This is a genomic window from uncultured Mucilaginibacter sp. (genome assembly GCF_937859865.1).
In the GTDB taxonomy this organism is placed as follows: Bacteria; Bacteroidota; Bacteroidia; order Sphingobacteriales; family Sphingobacteriaceae; genus Mucilaginibacter_A.
On the sequence record NZ_CALMAT010000003.1, the window covers coordinates 14,477 to 31,799 of the forward strand.

Sequence of the window (17,323 nt, forward strand, 5' to 3'; positions counted from 1 at the left end):
GTGTAAGCAGATCGAACGTTTGGAAGTTTGCAAACAGGATCATGATGCCGATGAGCAAGCCAATATCACCAATCCGGTTCATGATAAAAGCTTTTTTATTGGCCTGAACTGCTTTTTCTCGCGTAAACCAAAAACCGATGAGCAGATAGGAAGCAAAGCCGACCAATTCCCAGAAAGCGTACATCAACAACAAGTTATCAACCACCACCAAAGCCAGCATTGCGAAGCAAAAAAAGCTGAGGTAACGGAAATAGCGGCGGAACTTTTGGTCGCCTGCCATATAAGCCAAAGAATAAAAATGTACGGCCAGAGCGATTCCAGAGACTAAAACCAGCATCAACACCGAAAGGTTATTGAGCAGTAAACCGGCAAAGATTTTTACGGTGCCGATTTGAAACCATAAAACCTGTTGGTGCAAAGGTTCCTGGTTCCAAATTTTTGAAAAGAGAACAGCCGAGCTAATCAAACTCAGCAAAACACAAACGGTGGCCAGCCAGCCTTCTGCTTTGCCCGATGCTGTTTTTAGCACTAAAAAATTGGTGGTAAAAGCAGCAAAAGGCAACAGCACGGCAATTAACGCAAGCTGGATTTCGAGCGTATGATTTTGTAAAGTGTTGATCTGTTCCAAATATCTAATCTTTTAATTCGTCAATTTTACCGGGATCAATGGTTTTGAACCGACGGTAAACGTTCAAAATAATGGCCAATGCAACCGCAGTTGCAGCAGCGGCGAGAACGATGGCAAACAAAGCAAAAATTTGTCCGCTGTTGTGGTAGCGGTCGTATTTCCCGAAAGCAACCAGGTTGATTACGCCTGCATTGATGATAAATTCAATCCCAATCAAAACCTGGATCGCGTTACTTTTGGTCAAAACCATGTACAAACCGGCGGCAAATAAACACGCGCCAATCAGCATAAAAGTTTGCAGGTTAATCAAAAGAGCGCTCCTTTCTGGCCAAATGTGCGGCACCAATCAGCGCCATCATCAGCAAAATGGAAATGGCTTCAAAAGGCAGCAAAAAAGTAGTCATTAAATTGGTGCCGATGTTGGTAACGGTGTTATCTTGGGGACGAAAAGTATTATTAGTTGCCTGCAAAATCCATCCCAATTGATCGGGTTTGAGTTTGAAAATAGCATTCACCAATACAATCAAAAACGCTGCTGCCACCAGCAATGCCGGAAACTGTTTCAAAGTAAAAACCGGATGCCGACTCTCCTCCAACTTTTCCAGCGTTTCTTTGCTTGACAGCATAAACGTGAACAGCATCAGCACCAAAACGCCACCCACATAAATCACAATTTGGGTTACGGCCACAAAATCCGCCAGGGCAAAAACGTACAGGCCGGCAACGGCAAAAAGCGTTACAAAAAACATAAAAACCGAGCGTACCAGGTTTTGGCTTGCTGCCACAAACCAGGCCGAAGCAACCGTTGTTAAACCCAAAAAAATAAATATGCCTTGCTCCATGCTTCTTTTACCCCTATTTTTTTTGTGCGGCCGCTTGTTTGGCGGCCAACTTTTCGGCCTGCTGCTTTTCTAAAGCCAAGCGTTTTTCTTCTGCTTCGGCTTCGCTCATCGGCGAAAAACGGTAAGTCAGCAAATCCAAATCCTGCACGCTTTTATCGTATTGATTGGTCATCGTGATACATTCCGTTGGGCAAACTGTGGTGCACAAACCGCAGTACAGGCATTTGGCCATGTTGATGTCGAACTTAGCGGCGTACAAACGTTTGGTTGTGCCGTCGGAAGTTTGGCCGATGGCTTCCGTTGATTTGATGGATTCGATTTCGATACAATTAACCGGACAAATTTTGGCGCACAAATCGCAGACAATACAATCGTCCATTTCCACAAAAAGCTGGTAACGGCCAACTTCCGGAATGGGCAATTTTTGGTGCGGATATTGGATGGTAACATTCCCCTCCTGCTGTTTAAAATAATTATCTGATTGAATGCCAACCACTTCCCTGCTGTTTTTAGCAGCCAAAAAATGTTTCAGGGTAAGGTTGAAACCTTTTCCTGCTGATTTAATTCCGTTGATGATATTGTTGAACATTTTGATTTTTTAATTTTTGATTTGCGTAGAGACGTTGCATGCAACGTCTCTACGCCTGCAACGTCTCTACACCTACAACGTCCCTACATTAACCACAACCGCCAAATTCCTGAAATCAACATACACAAAAATGCAAGCGGCGTTAAAACTTTCCAGCATAAATCCATCAACTGGTCAACCCGGAAACGCGGCAACGTCCAACGAACCCACATTTGCAAACCAATTAAAAGTAATGATTTCAGAAAAATCCAGCCAATTCCCCAGATATTTCCGGTTGTCCAATCGGCCAGTTTTACGGCTCCAATGTTTGGCAAAGGCGTATTCCAGGCACCGAGAAACAGGATGACGCCAACCATTGATACCAAAAACATCATTGAATATTCGGCCAGAAAAACCAGTGCAAAACGTATTCCGGTGTATTCGGTATGAAAACCGGCAACCAATTCCGATTCTGCTTCCGGGATATCAAACGGCGCACGGTTGCTTTCGGCCAAGGAAGCGATAAAGTAAATCACAAAAGCAACGATCAAATGCGGTGCGCGAAAAATGTTCCAAGCCAAAATTCCGCCTACTTCTTTTACCGGTATAAATCCTAAAAACTTTACGTTTTCTGCGGAAAGGATGCCTTGCTGTTTGGAAATCTCCTGTAAATCCAAACTTTGCGAAATCATGATGACAGAAATAATGGCAAAACCAGCCGGGATTTCATAAGAAACAATTTGTGCCACTGAACGCATGGCCCCAAGCAAAGCATATTTGTTGTTCGATCCCCATCCAGCCATTAAAATACCAACGGTTTCGATGGAAAGTACGGCCAGAATATAAAAAATCCCAACATTGATACTGGCCGGAATTAAACCCGGTGCCCAAGGCAAAGCGGCAAAACCTAAATAAACGGCAACAAAAATGATGATCGGAGCTAAAGCAAAAAGGATTTTATCAGCAGCCAACGGCGTGATCAGTTCTTTTTGCAGCATCTTTAGCATATCCGCAAAAACCTGTAACGAACCATATTTTCCGGTTTCCATCGGCCCCAACCGGTCTTGTATAAACGCGGAAACTTTGCGCTCAGCATAAACGCCAAACGTGGTAAACAGCGCCACAAAAGTAAACAGCGCCAGGGCAACCAAAATGTTGAGGAGGTAATGGTTCAAAACAAATAATTTACTAAGCCTACAAACTTACTTATTTAGAACGATTGCGGGAAGCAAAGGATTTGAGCGTGTAATCTTAATCCCAAATTTGACGAAGGTTTAACCCGATTTGCTGACCGAAAAACAACTGCGTGCTTTTTTCAAAAGAATCGGTATAATCAGAAACGTAAAAACGGTGCGGTGCTGGTTCTTCGTCGTTTAACAAATCCATTTGCTGCAGTTCTTGCCGGAGATGACGGGCAACAATTTCAGTATTATCAACGATGGTTATTTTGGGATGATAATAAGCTGCAATCTCGTTTCGGATTAATGGATAATGCGTGCAACCTAAAATCAAACTGTCAATTCCCTGCAAAACAGGGTCGGAAAGATAAGTGTGGATGAGCGTGTTGCTGATCTGATCGTTAAAAAAACCTTCTTCAATCATCGGCACCAGCAAAGGTGTGGCGAGGGAATGCACGTTTAATTCCGGCTTTTTCTGTTGAAGTTTTTGCGCGTAGATATTGGATTTGATGGTTGCACGCGTAGCAATCACACCGATATTTTGAAAATGATTAGCGGCGGTCATAAAATCCACCACCGGATCAATTACGCTGTAAATTGGGATTTGGTTCCCCAAAAACAGTTTCAAATCCTGGTAAGCCAAAGAAGATGCGGTGTTGCAGGCAATCACAATAGCTTTGCAACCTTCGTCCATTAAAAACTTGGCGATTTTTAGAGAGTAATATTTGATGGCTTCCGGCGATTTATCGCCGTAAGGCAAGTGCGCGGTATCGCCAAAATAAACCAATGCTTCTTTTGGCATCAATTTATTGATGGCGTTGGCAACGGTCAATCCGCCAATTCCCGAATCAAAAACACCGATGGGCTGATTTGCTGGCATCCGGCTAAAATAAAAAAAGCGGTGTCTTATTTAGCTAAAGACACCGCTTTTTAGTGGATAAAAGAAGTATGTTACTTTAAACCTAATCTTGCTTTCACGGCAGCCATCATATTGTCAGCTTCCGGGGAAACGATCAAGTCTTGATTAGTTGTATCAAGAACATAAGCATAACCTTTTTCTTTGGCTACAGCTTGTACAGCAGCACGAGCTTTATCCAATAATGGTTTTGATAATTGCTGCGTTTTGTCGCTAACTTGTTGTTGTGCTTTTGCCTGAAAATCCTGCAAACGTTTGTTCTGATCTTGCAGTTCGGCTTCTTTAGCGGTACGTGCAGCATCCGTCATGGTTGCTTTTTTAGCATCATAACCTTGCGCATTCGCCTGTAACTCATTGTTCAAAGCTGTTAATTGATCAACAAAAGTTTTTTGGTAGTCTTGAATTTGTTTTTGCACATTTTTAGTGTCAGGCATTTGATCAATTAATTGATTGAATGCAATGTGGCCAATTTTAGATTGTGCCTGGGCAACATTTCCTGCAAAAAATAAACAGCCGGCAACTAAAGCAACTTTAAATAGTTTTTTCATTTTTGTTATTGAGGGTGATTTTTATATACTGTTTTTATAAGGTGTTTTTTGTTATTGGGCAAATACGCCTGGTTTTAAACCCAAACGGGTAATTACGGCAGCACTTTTATCATAACGCGGATTTGCGTAAAGCATTATCACTTCGCTGTTTTTATCAAAAATCATATCCAAGTTTTCACTTTCGGCAATAGCTTGAACGGCTTTTGCAATTCGGTCTTGGATTGGTTTGACCAATGCTGTACTGCGTTGCGCCAGTTCGCCGTCTGGCCCGAATTTTTGGCGTTGAAAATCTTTTGCTGCTTTTTCTTTGTCAATAATTTCGTTCTCGCGGCGTTTCTTCATATCTGCCGTCATCAGCACCTGGTCGGCCTGGTAAGCTTTGTACATCCGGTCAATTTCCTGAAAACGGGCATCGGTTTCTTTTTGCCACTGATCTGAAATTGCAGCCAACTGCTTTTGCGAAGACGCGTATTCGGGCACGTGCTTCAAAATATATTCAGAATCAACATAAGCAAAACGCTGTGCAAACGCGGCTGTTACGGCAAGCACAGGGATCAATAATGTTAAAAATAATTTCTTCATACTGCAAAACTACGTAAAATTATGATTTTGAAATCTTACGGAAACCAATTTGATTTAGTGTTCAGGGTTGAATTAAAAACAATTAGCTGACAATGCTTAGTTAAAACTTCCACTTAAACTTTGTGCAATGGAAAAGTGGAAATGGCCTTTGTTGGCCGATGGCAAACCAGGGATTGCATCGAAACCATAACCATAATCCAAACCCAGCAAACCAAATATCGGCAGGAATATCCGTGCGCCAACGCCGGCCGAACGCCTCACGTTAAAAGGTGCAAAGTCATTAAACGAGTTCCAGGTATTTCCGCCTTCGGTAAATGCTAACAAAAATATAGTTGCCGACTGGCTTGCAATAACCGGATGACGCAATTCTAACTGAAATTTATCAAAAATCGGGCTTCCGGAATTACTGGCAATATTAACATTAGAACCTAATGGCACAATATCAAAGTTTTCATATCCCCGCAAACCGATAATTTCAGACCCTTGCAAAAACTGGAAGCTTTGCATACCATCGCCACCCAGTTTAAAACGCTCGAAAGGCGATTGCCCGACTACTTTATTGTAAGAGCTTAAAAAACCAAATTGTGTCTGGGCTTTCAAAACCAGCTTGCCATAAACCTTCTGGAACCACTGCGCCTCGAACTTGGCTTTGTAATACTCTACAAAATGATAACGTTCTTCGGGTGTTGCAATGGCATAATTAACATTGTTAAACAAAGAATATGGTGGTGTAAATTGAGCGGTTAACCTGATGTTAGAACCAGAGGTCGGATATATCGGTGCATCTAACGAATAACGGCTGAATGTTTCGGTCAATTTAATGTTGATAGATTTTCCGTTAGAAAACAGATAACCCGGATATTCGGTTAAGTTATAATGGTCAAAGCTCAGCGTATGGCTTAAGTTAAAATAATCATCGGGCCATTTTAACTGCTTGCCAATTGTTGCCGAAATACCATTGATGGTAATGCCATAATAACCTACATCACCTTTTTTACGTTGAAAACCAATCACATTAGAACCGTTTGATTGCAACTGTGTGTAAGCTGTTATACCAAAGTTAACCGGCTTTTTACCGCCAAACCAAGGCTCAGAATAAGTAAAAGAAAAATTCTGGTAGTTTTTGCCGTTTGCCTGGCCACGCAAACTTAACTTCTCGCCATCGCCTTTTGGCAATGGTTTGTAAGCTTTTAAGTTAAAAATATTGCGCAACGAAAAGTTGTTGAATGTTAAACCCAACGTTCCGACAATACTGCCACCGCCAAAACCACCGGAAAGCTCGATCTGATCAGAAGGTTTTTCTACCACATTGTACAAAATATCCACTGTCCCATCGTTCGGGTTGATGTTGGTTGGCCTTGGGTCAATCTTTTGCTCATCGAAATTACCTAACTGCGTAATGGCTTGTGTACTTCTTATAATGGCTTCTTTTGAGAATTTTTGGCCAGGTTTGGTGCGGATTTCCCTGCGGATTACCTTATCGTTGGTTACTTCGTTCCCTTTGATTACCACATTGTTGATCGTATATTGCGGGCCTTCGTAAACACGCAAGTCCACATCAACGGTATCGTTGTGGATACGTTTTTGAACGGGGTCAGTTTGATAAGTCAGATAACCGTCGTTCAAATAAAGCGAAGAAATATCATCACCGTTTGGCGAACCGCTTAAGCGCTTGTTCAGTTCCTCTTCGCTAAAAACATCACCTTTTTTAATCCTTAAAAGTGTGTTTAAAATCTTGCTTGGATACTTGGCATTTCCTGACCATACGATATCACCAAAATAATACTTCGGGCCTTCGTAAACTTTGATTTTGATGTTTACCGTTTTGTCGTCGTGTTTCCAAACCGAATCGCTTAAAACCTCGGCATCGCGATAGCCGTTGGCCTGCATTTTGGCAACCAGGGTTTGCTTGTCTTCTTCGTATTTGTCCCGCAAAAACTTTTTGGAACCAAAAACATTATACCCTTTTTTCTCTCTGGTTTTTTTGAGGTACTTTTTTAGCTTGGCATCTTTAAAAGCACTGTTTCCTGTAAAAACAATACTGTTTACCTTAACTTTAGTCTTTTTATCTACAAAAGCATCCAGGATGAGGCTGTTTGCTTCGCCATTGTCCTTGCGTTGTTTAATGTCAACTGTTGCGTTGAGGTAGCCTTTTTCGGCAAAATGCTTTTTGATGATCGCCGTAGTTGTATTAATCAGGTTTTCGTTTACAATTTTACCCGTTTTGTCTTTCAGTTTTTTCTGTATGTCTTCCACCTCGCCTTTGCGCAAACCTTTTATATTCAGTTTAGACAGCCGCGGACGTTCTTTTACATTGATCTCAAAATTGATGGTATCGTTGCGCAACGTATATAATAATTTCACATCGTCAAACAATCCTTGCAACCACAGGTTTTTAATCACATTAGAGGTTGCATCACCCGGAACGGTTATTTTATCGCCTTTGTTAAGTTGGGAGATTTTGATCAACACATCTTTGTCCAGGTACTGCGATCCGGTAACGGTAACTGTACCAACGGTCAATTCTTTCGGGTTAAGATAACTCAGGCTATCAGCAGGCAAAATTGGTGTAGCCGTTTGCTGTCGGCCTGCCTGTGCCAAAGCAACAGAGGATATTGCACAAAAAATTATAGCTAAAAAGTACCTGTTCATTCGTAGGATTTGGAGGCTAAAGTAATTTAAACAGTTGTTAAAAAGTGTTAAACATTAAAATTTAGTTCACTTGCTCGCTTGTCTTGCCAAAACGACGTTCGCGGGTTTGGTAATCTAAAACGGCTTCAAACAAATCTTCTTTGCGGTAGTCGGGCCATAACTTGGCTGTGAAATAAAGTTCGGCATAAGCAATTTGCCATAACAAATAGTTGCTGATCCGGTATTCGCCGCTCGTCCTGATCAGCAGTTCCGGGTCAGGCATTTCCGATGTATGGAGTTCTTTTGCAAACAGTTCTTCACTGATGTCTGCTGCTTTCAGTTCGCCTTTTTCCACCTTTTCGGCCAGTTTGCGGGCAGCGCCCACAATTTCCCTTCTCGAACTATAACTTAGGGCCAATGTTAAAACCAAACCAGTATTGGCAGAAGTTTTATCAATTGCATTTTGCAGTTCCTGGTGGCACTTTCCGGGCAGCATGTCCAGATCGCCGATGGCATTTAAACGCACATTGTTTTCCATCAGTTTCTTGATTTCTTTGTTGATGGTGGAGATTAGCAGTTCCATAATGGCGGTAACCTCGTATTTCGGCCGGTTCCAGTTTTCCGAAGAAAAAGTATATAAAGTTAAATAAGCAATGCCCAGTTCGCCCGCGCCTTCTACCACATCGCGCACCGCCAAAACACCGTTGTGGTGGCCAAATACGCGCAATTTGCCTTTGCCTTTTGCCCATCGCCCGTTGCCGTCCATAATAATGGCCACGTGTTTGGGCAATTTTGCTTTATCTATTTGTGCTCTGAAATCCATTGATCAGTTTCGTGCATTTAATATTGCAGGCCAATTTTTTATGTTCAGGTTGAAGTTTGCCAAACTGTTTTTTTTGATAAAAAATTCAGGCTGCAAAGGTAAAATTAATCTTTAAATTATGGTGTCCGGGACGATTATCATTTTGAAACCGAAATTGAATTTGTCCGATGCTTCTTTTACCATATAAAATCATTGCGCTGCAACTAAACATTATTGCCTCAACAATTTGAATTTGACCGATGCTTCTTTTACCATATAAAAATTATTGCGCTGCAACTAAATATTATTGCCTCAACTACTTTTTGCCCAACAATTTTAAATTTGGCCAATGCTTCTTTTACCATATAAAAATTATGGCGACACAACCGGACATTTTTGACTTAAAAAAGTGTACGAAAGCGTAAGCCCGGTAATCATATAAGTGTCCCGCCGAAAATTTCCGCGTTGCGAACCGGGCGAACCGATGTAAACGCCGGTTTTTTCTCCGGAGCGGTCTGTTAAAACCCTTGAATCAACATTAACCAAACCTGCTTTATCGGGATAATAACTGCTCACATCATCCAGATAGTTGGTAAAAGCCGTGCGGTAGCCCAGCTCGATACCCAAATTCCAGCTTCCCGAAAAATTAACTTTTACACCAACGCCGTAAGGAACACTTAAAGCATTGTACGGATATTCTTTTTGCTGGCCTTCTGTTTTTAATGGCCGAAGCACGTACGTATCGCCTTTGTAAACGGCTTTCGGGTTATAGTTTACCAAGGCCACACCGCCAAAAATATATGGTGTCCATCTTTTAAGGCTAATGCCCGAATAGTAATTAAAAAAGTTAAGCTCGCCGGTGAGCGATACTTCGTTTATCGGCGAAAAAAAGCTGAGGTTGCGGTTGCGCAGTTGTGGGTTGGACGACAAGCTGTCGGCACCGCGGATTTTACCATAAGTATAACCGAGTTTGGCAGAAAAATAACCGTTAAAGTTTCGTTTTACAAAAACACCGGCCGAAAAATCGGTAAATTTAAAAGGGTTCACCTCGTTAAAATCACCCATGTAGCCAGATGAACCTGCAAAAATCCCCGGTTCCCAGGTTTGGGCAAAACAGGCCGAAGAAAGCAGCAGTAAAAGAAGCAAACCATAAAGTTTACGCATCCGTATCAAATTCAGTAATTGCGGGCATCCAGTCCCCACATTAATTTGTTCCTTAACGTGGATAAATAACTTTCATTATTTAAGCGGACGAGATTAAAACCATAACCCGCTTTTCGGATGGTAAAAACGCTCGGACTATCAATGGTCTCTGTTTTAGAATCGCAGGAAACCAAGTAGTTTGTGCTTCGGGTTTCTACTTTAAAAGTAAGCGTGTGGTCATCAGATATTATGATGGGGCGTACATTTAGGTTATGCGGAGAAATAGGCGTGATCACGAAATTGCCGGATTGCGGAAAAACGATTGGGCCGCCGCAGCTTAAAGAATAAGCCGTAGAACCCGTTGGCGTAGAAACAATAATGCCATCGCCCCAGTAAGAATTCAGAAACTCATCGTTTAAAAAAGCATGAATGGTGATCATGGCCGCATTGTCGCGCTTGTGGATGGTAATATCGTTTAAGGCAATATTGATGTTTTTAAAAACCGGTGGGTTTGATTCTAACTCTAACAGCACCCTTTCGTCTAGCGTAAACTGCTTGTTAACCAAAGCTTTAATGGCTTCTTCAATATCGTTTTTGTTGACGCTGGCCAAAAACCCCAAGCGGCCAAAATTGATACCGATAACCGGGATTTTTGAATCCCGGATGAGGTCTACCGTTCCTAATATCGTTCCGTCTCCGCCTAGTGTCAGCATGACATCTACTAGGCCATTGATGTCTTCGTAACTGCTAAAGTGGGCGTAGTTTTTTGAAAAATCCGGTTGCTCTGCTATAAAATAATACAGATCAACATGTACAAAAACTTCCGAGCCATATTTTTCCAGGCAATCAAAAACCTGTTTGATAAACGGAAGTACCGATTGGTTGAAAGGTTTGCCGTAAACTGCAATCTTCATTTTTAAAATTATAGGTTGATGAAATTCATCAGTAATTCGTAGCGGTTCATAGAATCGTCATCAACCTGGGCCTGGTTAAATACTGCTTTTATGGTGTAATCGTAGCGGATAAAACTGGCCTGGATAGCAGAAATGTCTTTTTTATTGATTTTTAAAGTAACTTCCAAACGGGTAGAATCAGCAAAAGAGCGGGTGTACGAACTCAATATCTGTGCTTTGTCCGATTCTACAATCTGTGCCATTTGTGCCAGTGAATTGTCGCGGTTGTTCATCTCCAAAACAATGATGGCGCCCGGCTCGTTGGCTGCAGTAAGGCTGGCAAAATAACGGTTTAAAGCATGGATATTGATAAGGCCGAGATAATTGCTTTTTTGATCGAGCACTGGCAAAATGCTTAATTGCTGTGCGCTGAACATCCGGACAACATCATAAACATGCTGGTTTTCGCGCACAAAAGTTTGTGCTTTTAGGATGGATAACGTATTAACGGTACGTTCTTCATCGGTAATTTCGATCAAATCATCTTCGGCAATCAGCCCTAAAAACAAATCGCCATCCACAACCGGCAGTTCGCTTACCCTGAATTCTTCCAGCAGTAAATTTACTTTTTCAACCGTATCGGTAAGTTTAACCGGCGGGATGATATCAGAAATCAGTTCGGCAGCAACCATATTAAACTTTAATTTTTTTCAAAAAATCTTTTAACAACCGGTTAAATTCCTGCGGCTGCTCCATCATTGGCACATGCCCGCAATGGTCAACCCAGGTAAGTTCGGCATTGGGTAGCAAGTGGCTAAATTCTACCGCAACTTCCGGCGGCGTAATTTTATCACTTTTGCCCCAAATTAAAGCAACTGGAATTTTAATCTTATGTAAATCTTTTGCCATGTTATGCCGGATCGCTGATTTTGCCATCGCCAACAAACGGATGATTTTATGCCGGTCGTTCACGGTTGCATAAACTTCATCTACCAGCTCTTTGCTTGCTGTTTTTGGGTCATAAAAAGTATGCTCTACCCTTTCTTTAATAAACGCGTAACTCTCTCTTTTAGGAAAAGAACCACCAAAAGCATTTTCGTACAAACCAGAACTTCCGGCCAGCACCATACCTTTTAGCCTTTCAGGATGAGACATGGCATAAATAAGCGCCACATGCCCTCCCAAAGAATTTCCCAAAACACAAAAATTTTCCAGCTCTTTAAACTTCACAAACTTATGGACGAATTTAGAAAGTGTTTTTACACCCAGGGTTAACAAAGGCAATTCATAAATAGGCAGCATCGGAATGATTACGCGGTAACCTTTACTAAATTCTTTAATCACATGTTCCCAATTACTTAACTCACCCATCAAACCGTGCAGCAACAACAGAACATTACCTTTGCCTTCTTCTATATATTTAAAACCTTTTTCTTCTTTTACCACAAAGTCCATAAACGTGTTTTGAAAATAATGCTGTTATCGGAAAAAATAAAAACCAAAAAAGGCTAACCGTATAAAACCTGTTGTAACGGCTATAAAATTAGCTTTTTTAAAATGGCTTTCTACCAGTAACTCTAATTATATTATTGCAACAGCTGCTTCACAATTTCAGAAATTGTTTTGCCATCGGCCTTTCCGGCCAGTTCTTTGTTGGCAGTGCCCATGATCTTGCCCATATCTTTTACCGAAGTTGCGCCTGTTTTTTTGATCACCTCCTGCAAATAGGCCGCAATTTCTTCCCGCCCCATTTGCTGCGGCAAATACACTTCGATCACCTGCATTTCTTCTTTTTCGATCCGGTACAAATCGTCGCGGTTTTGCGACTGGTAAATTTCTGCGGATTCTTTGCGCTGCTTAATCAGCTTTTGCAACACTTTCAGTTCGGTTTCTTCGGAGATATTTTCGGATGCGCCTTTTTCTGTTCTGGCCAGCAACAAAGCCGATTTAATGGCCCGCAAGCCGCGCAGCCTGGCCTCCTCTTTTGCCAGCATAGCTTTTTTTATATCCTGGTCTATGGTTTCTATTAACATGCTTCTTTTATCGGTATTTTTTTAGTGTTGATGTGTTTTATTTGATTGCTCCAAATCACCCGCTCCCCGCTCGTTCTCTTTTCCCGCTCCCCGCTCTTTTCTCTCCGTTCCCCTACTTCCTCACAATCGTAACCGCATTTGCCTGCGCGGTTGGCATAATGGTCAAATCGTTGATGTTGACGTGTGCCGGGCGCGAAACGATAAAGTAAATGGTTTCGGCAATATCCATCGCAGCCAGCGGCGTAAAACCTTGGTAAACTTTTTTTGCCCTTTCAGCATCGCCATTAAACCGGACGTTGGAAAATTCGGTTTCCACGGCACCGGGATTAATGGCCGAAACTTTAATGCCATGTTGCACCAAATCCAGCCGCATCCCTTTATTCAGTGCATCAACTGCATGTTTGGTAGCGCAATAAACATTGCCGTTGGGATAAACTTCTTTTCCGGCAATTGAACCTAAATTTACAATATGCCCGCGGCCATTTGCAATCATCCAGTTGGAAACAATTTTGCTGGTGTACAGCAAACCTTTGATATTGGTGTCAATCATCAAATCCCAATCGTTCGTATCGCCGGCATTGATCGGTTCCAAACCTTTGCTCAAACCAGCGTTGTTGATCAGCACATCAACTTTTTTCCAGGCTTCGGGCAATTGCTCTAAATTTTGGATAACCGAAGCTTTGTTGCGGATGTCGAAATTGGCCACGGCAACTTCCGTATTGTATTGCACATTTAAAGCGTTGGCCAGTTTTTCCAGCTTTTCTGCACGGCGGCCGGTCAGGATCAAATTAAAACCTTCGCGGGCAAAAACGTGTGCACAAGCTTCGCCAATGCCAGAACTGGCGCCCGTTATCAATGCAATTTTATTCATATAAAAGAAGTATTAACCAAAGCACAAATAAATGCTTTTGAGCCGAAATTGTGTTTTTTAATTTTTATTCAAAGATCAAACTAAACACAATAGTATGCAGGTATAGTTTTTCGAGCGGGCTGGCGTAAGGATGGTTTTCGGGATATAAAACGCTGCCAAATGAGTTGGACAGTTTGATTTCGGGCGAAAGTTTGAAATATTCCAGGTAAATATCGCAACCAAAACCGGCGACATAAGAAGAAAAGTTGGGCACGTTTTTAAGCTTTCTTTCCAGTGGGGCCAAATCTGCTTCATTAGTTTTACTTTGATTGCCAATGCCGTAAGCATATTTTACGCCGCCTAAAACGTAAGCCCGAAAGTTGCCCAAACGGTTGGATTTCAGTTTGAGTTCGAGCGGAAACTCAGCTTGCGTTGTCGAAACCACCTGGTTTTTGTCGGGCGCCAAATCCTGTGTCCGGTATTGATAGCTCATTGTTCGATCAGCAAAAACCAAAGTTGGCGTTAGGCGTACTTCAAAATTATCCGTTATGCTATACCGTGCCAAAAAACCCAGGGCAAAACCGGCTGTGCCAGGCGAAGTAATGCTGTTTAAAGAGTCGGTTACGTTGCGGTTCGTTCCCTGGTCGTAATACGGCGTGCGCCAATCCGGCTTTTTTAAAATTTTGTAGGAAGAGTTGACGTACTGAAAAGTGTAGCCGAAAGAAAAAGCGTTTTGGTCTGCACCGCCTGCCCAGGCCTGCACCACGCGCTGTGCAAAAATAGGGGAAGCCAAAAAAAACATGCCTAAAAACAGTATGTACTTAATCTTCATTTAACGCCGGTGTAAACAGAACAAATCCCAAACGCCAGTGGCCGTTGTTTGGTATTTTTGAAACCTACTTTCTGCATCAGGCCGGTAAAACGTTCGCCATCCGGAAACGCGGCAACAGATTCGGGCAGGTAACTGTAAGCGCGGGCATCTTTAGAAAAAACTTTGCCGATAAAAGGCGTGATATAATTGAAGTAAAAATTGTACAAATGTTTAACCGGGAAGATTCTCGGTTTGGAAAACTCTAAAATAACCGCTTTTCCGTTTGGTTTTAACACGCGGAACATATCGGCCAGCCCGGCTTCCAAATTCTCAAAATTACGAACGCCGTAAGCAACGGTAACGGCATCGAAAGTATCTGTATCAAACAACAACTTTTCCGAATCGCCCAAACGCACTTCGAACTTATCAGCCATGCTTCTTTTACCGATCTTTTTTTGGGCGATGTTGAGCATGCCTTGCGAAATATCCACACCAATTATTTTTTTTGGGTTGAGGATTTTGATGGCTTCAAAAGCAAAATCTCCGGTTCCGGTTGCTACATCCAAAATCAGTTGCGGTTGGTCTTTTTTCAGTTCGTTGATCGCAATTTTCCGCCAGATAATATCAATCCCAACAGATAAAAAATGGTTCAGGAAATCGTAAGTCTTGGAAATATTGTTGAACATATCCGCCACTTGTTCTTTCTTGGTGGCCTGGTTTTGGTAAGGCGTAATCGTTTTGTTCATGCTGATGTTTCAAAGATGCAAAAAAATAGGTGCTAAAAGAAGCATCGGTTAAACGGCAAGTGAAAGCAAACCTTCCACATCAAGCCGTTCAGTAAACACCTTAACGTCTCCGTTTTCGTCCCTTGGCCACAATTCCCGCGGCCGGTCCCAGTATAGTTCCACGCCGTTTTTGTCGGGATCGTCCAGGTAAATAGCTTCCGAAACACCGTGGTCAGAAAGCCCGGTAAGCGGATATTTGGCATCAACCAAACGTTTTAAAATCGTTGCCAGGTCTTTTCTTTCCGGATACAAAATTGCCGTGTGGTACAATCCCGGCGCCCTTTCCGGTGCCGGAGGCGAATTTTTACTATGCCACGTATTTAAACCAATGTGGTGATGATAACCGCCAGCAGAAACAAAAGCAGCCTGGTCGCCATACATAGTCATTAGTTCAAAACCAAGCAATCCAGAGTAAAAATCTAACGAACGCTGCAAATTGCTTACTTTTAAATGTATATGCCCAATGCGTGTTTGGGCCGGGATTTGATATTCCATGAGTTTAATCTTTTAAATATATGTTTAAACATCAAATTTTAAGCCACAAAACCTTTATCTTTGTTTTATGATTGTCAAATCTGCCGAATTTATTTGCAGCAACACGCAAATGTCCAAACTGCCGCCGCCTGTAAAACCAGAATATGCTTTTATCGGCCGTTCCAACGTCGGCAAATCTTCTTTGATTAATATGCTGACGGGCAAAAAAGGTTTGGCCAAAACTTCGCAAACGCCTGGCAAAACGCAATTAATTAATCATTTTTTAATTAATGAGAATTGGTATCTGGTTGATTTGCCAGGTTACGGTTACGCGCGGATTTCGAAAAGCAAAAAGGAAGAATGGAACAAGTACATCCGCAATTACTTGGAAAAACGGGAAAACCTGCAATGCGTTTTTGTATTGATTGACAGCCGGTTGGAACCTCAAAAAATTGATTTGGAGTTTTGCGCTGCGCTGGGCGAACGCGGCATTCCTTTCGTCATCGCTTTTACCAAAGCCGATAAACAGGGTAAAGTAAAAACGGATCAAAACGTGGACAAATTTCGGCGTGCGATGTTGACCTTGTTTGAAGAAGTGCCGCAACATTTTATTACTTCTGCCGAATTGCAAACCGGCCGAGACGAAATTTTAAATTTTATTGGCGAGATCAACCAAAAGTTTGATGTAAAAGACGTTTCAATTTACCAGCCGGATCAAGATTAGTTTCCCTTTCAAATGAAAAAATATTTTTCCCTCGTTACTTTTTCGCATACTATTTTTGCCATGCCTTTTGCCTTTATTGGCTTTTTTCTGGCAGTTACTACCACTAACCATGTTTTCTCAGCTTTAAAATTAGCGTTAATGCTGCTGTGTATGGTTTTTGCCCGAAGCGCGGCGATGGCTTTTAACCGTTATTTAGACCGGGATATTGATGCCAAAAACCCGCGGACCAAAGCACGCGATATTCCGGCTGGCCGAATTTCGGCAAAAGCAGCTTTAACTTTTACCATTGCCAATTGCCTGCTTTTTATGCTGACGACTTGGTTTATCAACCCGCTTTGTTTTTATTTATCGCCAGTTGCCTTGCTCGTAATTTTGGGTTATAGTGCCACAAAACGTTTTACTTTTTTATGCCATTTGGTGTTGGGTTTGGGTTTGGGCCTCGCTCCGATTGGTGCTTATTTAGTGGTTACCGGAGCATTTGCAATATTACCAATTTTGTTTTCAGCGTCAGTTTTGTGTTGGGTTAGTGGTTTTGATATTATCTACGCCTTACAGGACGAAGATTTCGACCGCGAAGAAAAGCTGCATTCTATTCCAGCCCGTTTAGGTAAAGTCAACGCGCTCAACCTTTCTACTTTTTTGCATGTTTTATCGGCCATATTTGTAATCCAGCCAATCTTTTTGACACCGGTTGGCTGGCCTTATTATGTCGGTTTATTGGTTTTTTGTTCGATGCTAATCTATCAGCACAGTTTGGTAAAACCACACGATTTGAGCCGGGTCAACTTTGCTTTTATGACGACTAACGGCATTGCCAGCGTTGTTTTTGCTGTATTTTTTTTAATAGACAGGTTATGGATTCGATGATCTTTTTACAAAAACAAAATGCTTCTTTTACCACCTATTTTTCATTGT

The 17,323-nt window shown here is 42.0% G+C and carries 21 protein-coding genes; 2 read left to right on the top strand and 19 right to left on the bottom strand.

Annotation, left to right across the window (positions count from 1 at the left end):
• The 19 genes from Q0192_RS00095 to Q0192_RS00185 form a co-directional block, all read right to left on the bottom strand.
• Positions 1–628: proton-conducting transporter membrane subunit (locus Q0192_RS00095; RefSeq protein WP_299284218.1), on the bottom strand; the 628-nt coding region annotated here is incomplete at its 3' end.
• A gap of 4 nt (positions 629–632) precedes the next feature.
• The gene (nuoK, locus tag Q0192_RS00100) at positions 633–938 is read right to left on the bottom strand and encodes an NADH-quinone oxidoreductase subunit NuoK (RefSeq protein ID WP_299284221.1); all 306 of its coding nucleotides are present in this window, start codon (positions 936–938) and stop codon (positions 633–635) included.
• A complete protein-coding gene (locus tag Q0192_RS00105; RefSeq protein WP_299284225.1) occupies positions 931–1,470 on the bottom strand; it encodes an NADH-quinone oxidoreductase subunit J in 540 nt (179 codons plus the stop codon). The genes nuoK and Q0192_RS00105 overlap by 8 nt, the downstream gene beginning before the upstream one ends.
• A 13-nt stretch (positions 1,471–1,483) precedes the next feature.
• Positions 1,484–2,059: a 4Fe-4S binding protein gene (locus Q0192_RS00110; protein ID WP_299284228.1), complete on the bottom strand. Its 576-nt coding sequence runs from the start codon at positions 2,057–2,059 to the stop codon at positions 1,484–1,486.
• Positions 2,060–2,142: 83 nt separating this feature from the next.
• On the bottom strand, positions 2,143–3,213 hold the full coding sequence (gene nuoH / locus Q0192_RS00115; RefSeq protein WP_299284231.1) for an NADH-quinone oxidoreductase subunit NuoH: 1,071 nt from the start codon (positions 3,211–3,213) through the stop codon (positions 2,143–2,145).
• Positions 3,214–3,289: 76 nt separating this feature from the next.
• Positions 3,290–4,096, bottom strand: a complete 807-nt coding sequence (gene murI / locus Q0192_RS00120; protein WP_299284234.1) for a glutamate racemase — start codon at positions 4,094–4,096, stop codon at positions 3,290–3,292.
• 71 nt (positions 4,097–4,167) lie between these two features.
• Entirely contained in the window at positions 4,168–4,680 is a 513-nt protein-coding gene (locus Q0192_RS00125) for an OmpH family outer membrane protein (protein ID WP_299284237.1), read from the bottom strand.
• A 51-nt stretch (positions 4,681–4,731) separates the two neighbouring features.
• On the bottom strand, positions 4,732–5,262 hold the full coding sequence (locus Q0192_RS00130) for an OmpH family outer membrane protein (RefSeq protein WP_299284240.1): 531 nt from the start codon (positions 5,260–5,262) through the stop codon (positions 4,732–4,734).
• Between the two features lie 96 nt (positions 5,263–5,358).
• Complete coding sequence (gene bamA, locus Q0192_RS00135; protein WP_299284243.1) at positions 5,359–7,914, bottom strand: outer membrane protein assembly factor BamA; 2,556 nt, start codon at positions 7,912–7,914, stop codon at positions 5,359–5,361.
• A gap of 61 nt (positions 7,915–7,975) precedes the next feature.
• Positions 7,976–8,716 carry an isoprenyl transferase gene (locus tag Q0192_RS00140; protein ID WP_299284247.1) on the bottom strand — a complete coding sequence of 247 codons (741 nt, stop codon included), beginning with the start codon at positions 8,714–8,716 and terminating at the stop codon, positions 7,976–7,978.
• A gap of 351 nt (positions 8,717–9,067) precedes the next feature.
• A complete protein-coding gene (locus Q0192_RS00145; RefSeq protein ID WP_299284250.1) occupies positions 9,068–9,859 on the bottom strand; it encodes a DUF6089 family protein in 792 nt (263 codons plus the stop codon).
• Positions 9,860–9,870: 11 nt separating this feature from the next.
• Positions 9,871–10,752, bottom strand: a complete 882-nt coding sequence (locus tag Q0192_RS00150) for an NAD kinase (protein WP_299284253.1) — start codon at positions 10,750–10,752, stop codon at positions 9,871–9,873.
• An 8-nt stretch (positions 10,753–10,760) separates the two neighbouring features.
• Entirely contained in the window at positions 10,761–11,423 is a 663-nt protein-coding gene (locus Q0192_RS00155; protein ID WP_299284255.1) for a CBS domain-containing protein, read from the bottom strand.
• Position 11,424: 1 nt separating this feature from the next.
• Complete coding sequence (locus tag Q0192_RS00160; RefSeq protein WP_299284258.1) at positions 11,425–12,186, bottom strand: alpha/beta hydrolase; 762 nt, start codon at positions 12,184–12,186, stop codon at positions 11,425–11,427.
• Between the two features lie 131 nt (positions 12,187–12,317).
• Positions 12,318–12,764: a GatB/YqeY domain-containing protein gene (locus Q0192_RS00165; protein WP_299284261.1), complete on the bottom strand. Its 447-nt coding sequence runs from the start codon at positions 12,762–12,764 to the stop codon at positions 12,318–12,320.
• Positions 12,765–12,876: 112 nt separating this feature from the next.
• Complete coding sequence (locus tag Q0192_RS00170) at positions 12,877–13,635, bottom strand: SDR family NAD(P)-dependent oxidoreductase (protein WP_299284264.1); 759 nt, start codon at positions 13,633–13,635, stop codon at positions 12,877–12,879.
• Positions 13,636–13,699: 64 nt separating this feature from the next.
• Complete coding sequence (locus tag Q0192_RS00175; protein WP_299284267.1) at positions 13,700–14,446, bottom strand: outer membrane beta-barrel protein; 747 nt, start codon at positions 14,444–14,446, stop codon at positions 13,700–13,702.
• Positions 14,443–15,171 (bottom strand): bifunctional demethylmenaquinone methyltransferase/2-methoxy-6-polyprenyl-1,4-benzoquinol methylase UbiE, encoded by a 729-nt coding sequence (gene ubiE / locus Q0192_RS00180; RefSeq protein ID WP_299284270.1) that lies wholly within the window; start codon positions 15,169–15,171, stop codon positions 14,443–14,445. The genes Q0192_RS00175 and ubiE overlap by 4 nt, the downstream gene beginning before the upstream one ends.
• 48 nt (positions 15,172–15,219) lie before the next feature.
• Positions 15,220–15,705, bottom strand: a complete 486-nt coding sequence (locus tag Q0192_RS00185; protein WP_299284273.1) for a VOC family protein — start codon at positions 15,703–15,705, stop codon at positions 15,220–15,222.
• Between the two features lie 67 nt (positions 15,706–15,772).
• On the opposite strand from Q0192_RS00185, the gene yihA reads away from it, so the two are divergent.
• Positions 15,773–16,408 (top strand): ribosome biogenesis GTP-binding protein YihA/YsxC, encoded by a 636-nt coding sequence (gene yihA / locus Q0192_RS00190; protein ID WP_299284276.1) that lies wholly within the window; start codon positions 15,773–15,775, stop codon positions 16,406–16,408.
• A 12-nt stretch (positions 16,409–16,420) separates the two neighbouring features.
• Complete coding sequence (locus Q0192_RS00195) at positions 16,421–17,275, top strand: UbiA-like polyprenyltransferase (RefSeq protein ID WP_299284278.1); 855 nt, start codon at positions 16,421–16,423, stop codon at positions 17,273–17,275.
• The last annotated feature ends 48 nt before the right edge of the window (positions 17,276–17,323 follow it).

Bases quoted from the DNA above. Each gene is read 5' to 3' on its own strand.
- Q0192_RS00105 (WP_299284225.1), bottom strand. From the start codon at position 1,470: ATGGAGCAAGGCATATTTATTTTTTTGGGTTTAACAACGGTTGCTTCG.
- Q0192_RS00110 (WP_299284228.1), bottom strand. From the start codon at position 2,059: ATGTTCAACAATATCATCAACGGAATTAAATCAGCAGGAAAAGGTTTC.
- murI (WP_299284234.1), bottom strand. From the start codon at position 4,096: ATGCCAGCAAATCAGCCCATCGGTGTTTTTGATTCGGGAATTGGCGGA.
- Q0192_RS00125 (WP_299284237.1), bottom strand. From the start codon at position 4,680: ATGAAAAAACTATTTAAAGTTGCTTTAGTTGCCGGCTGTTTATTTTTT.
- Q0192_RS00130 (WP_299284240.1), bottom strand. From the start codon at position 5,262: ATGAAGAAATTATTTTTAACATTATTGATCCCTGTGCTTGCCGTAACA.
- bamA (WP_299284243.1), bottom strand. From the start codon at position 7,914: ATGAACAGGTACTTTTTAGCTATAATTTTTTGTGCAATATCCTCTGTT.
- Q0192_RS00140 (WP_299284247.1), bottom strand. From the start codon at position 8,716: ATGGATTTCAGAGCACAAATAGATAAAGCAAAATTGCCCAAACACGTG.
- Q0192_RS00145 (WP_299284250.1), bottom strand. From the start codon at position 9,859: ATGCGTAAACTTTATGGTTTGCTTCTTTTACTGCTGCTTTCTTCGGCC.
- Q0192_RS00150 (WP_299284253.1), bottom strand. From the start codon at position 10,752: ATGAAGATTGCAGTTTACGGCAAACCTTTCAACCAATCGGTACTTCCG.
- Q0192_RS00155 (WP_299284255.1), bottom strand. From the start codon at position 11,423: ATGGTTGCTGCCGAACTGATTTCTGATATCATCCCGCCGGTTAAACTT.
- Q0192_RS00160 (WP_299284258.1), bottom strand. From the start codon at position 12,186: ATGGACTTTGTGGTAAAAGAAGAAAAAGGTTTTAAATATATAGAAGAA.
- Q0192_RS00165 (WP_299284261.1), bottom strand. From the start codon at position 12,764: ATGTTAATAGAAACCATAGACCAGGATATAAAAAAAGCTATGCTGGCA.
- Q0192_RS00170 (WP_299284264.1), bottom strand. From the start codon at position 13,635: ATGAATAAAATTGCATTGATAACGGGCGCCAGTTCTGGCATTGGCGAA.
- Q0192_RS00175 (WP_299284267.1), bottom strand. From the start codon at position 14,446: ATGAAGATTAAGTACATACTGTTTTTAGGCATGTTTTTTTTGGCTTCC.
- ubiE (WP_299284270.1), bottom strand. From the start codon at position 15,171: ATGAACAAAACGATTACGCCTTACCAAAACCAGGCCACCAAGAAAGAA.
- Q0192_RS00185 (WP_299284273.1), bottom strand. From the start codon at position 15,705: ATGGAATATCAAATCCCGGCCCAAACACGCATTGGGCATATACATTTA.
- yihA (WP_299284276.1), top strand. From the start codon at position 15,773: ATGATTGTCAAATCTGCCGAATTTATTTGCAGCAACACGCAAATGTCC.
- Q0192_RS00195 (WP_299284278.1), top strand. From the start codon at position 16,421: ATGAAAAAATATTTTTCCCTCGTTACTTTTTCGCATACTATTTTTGCC.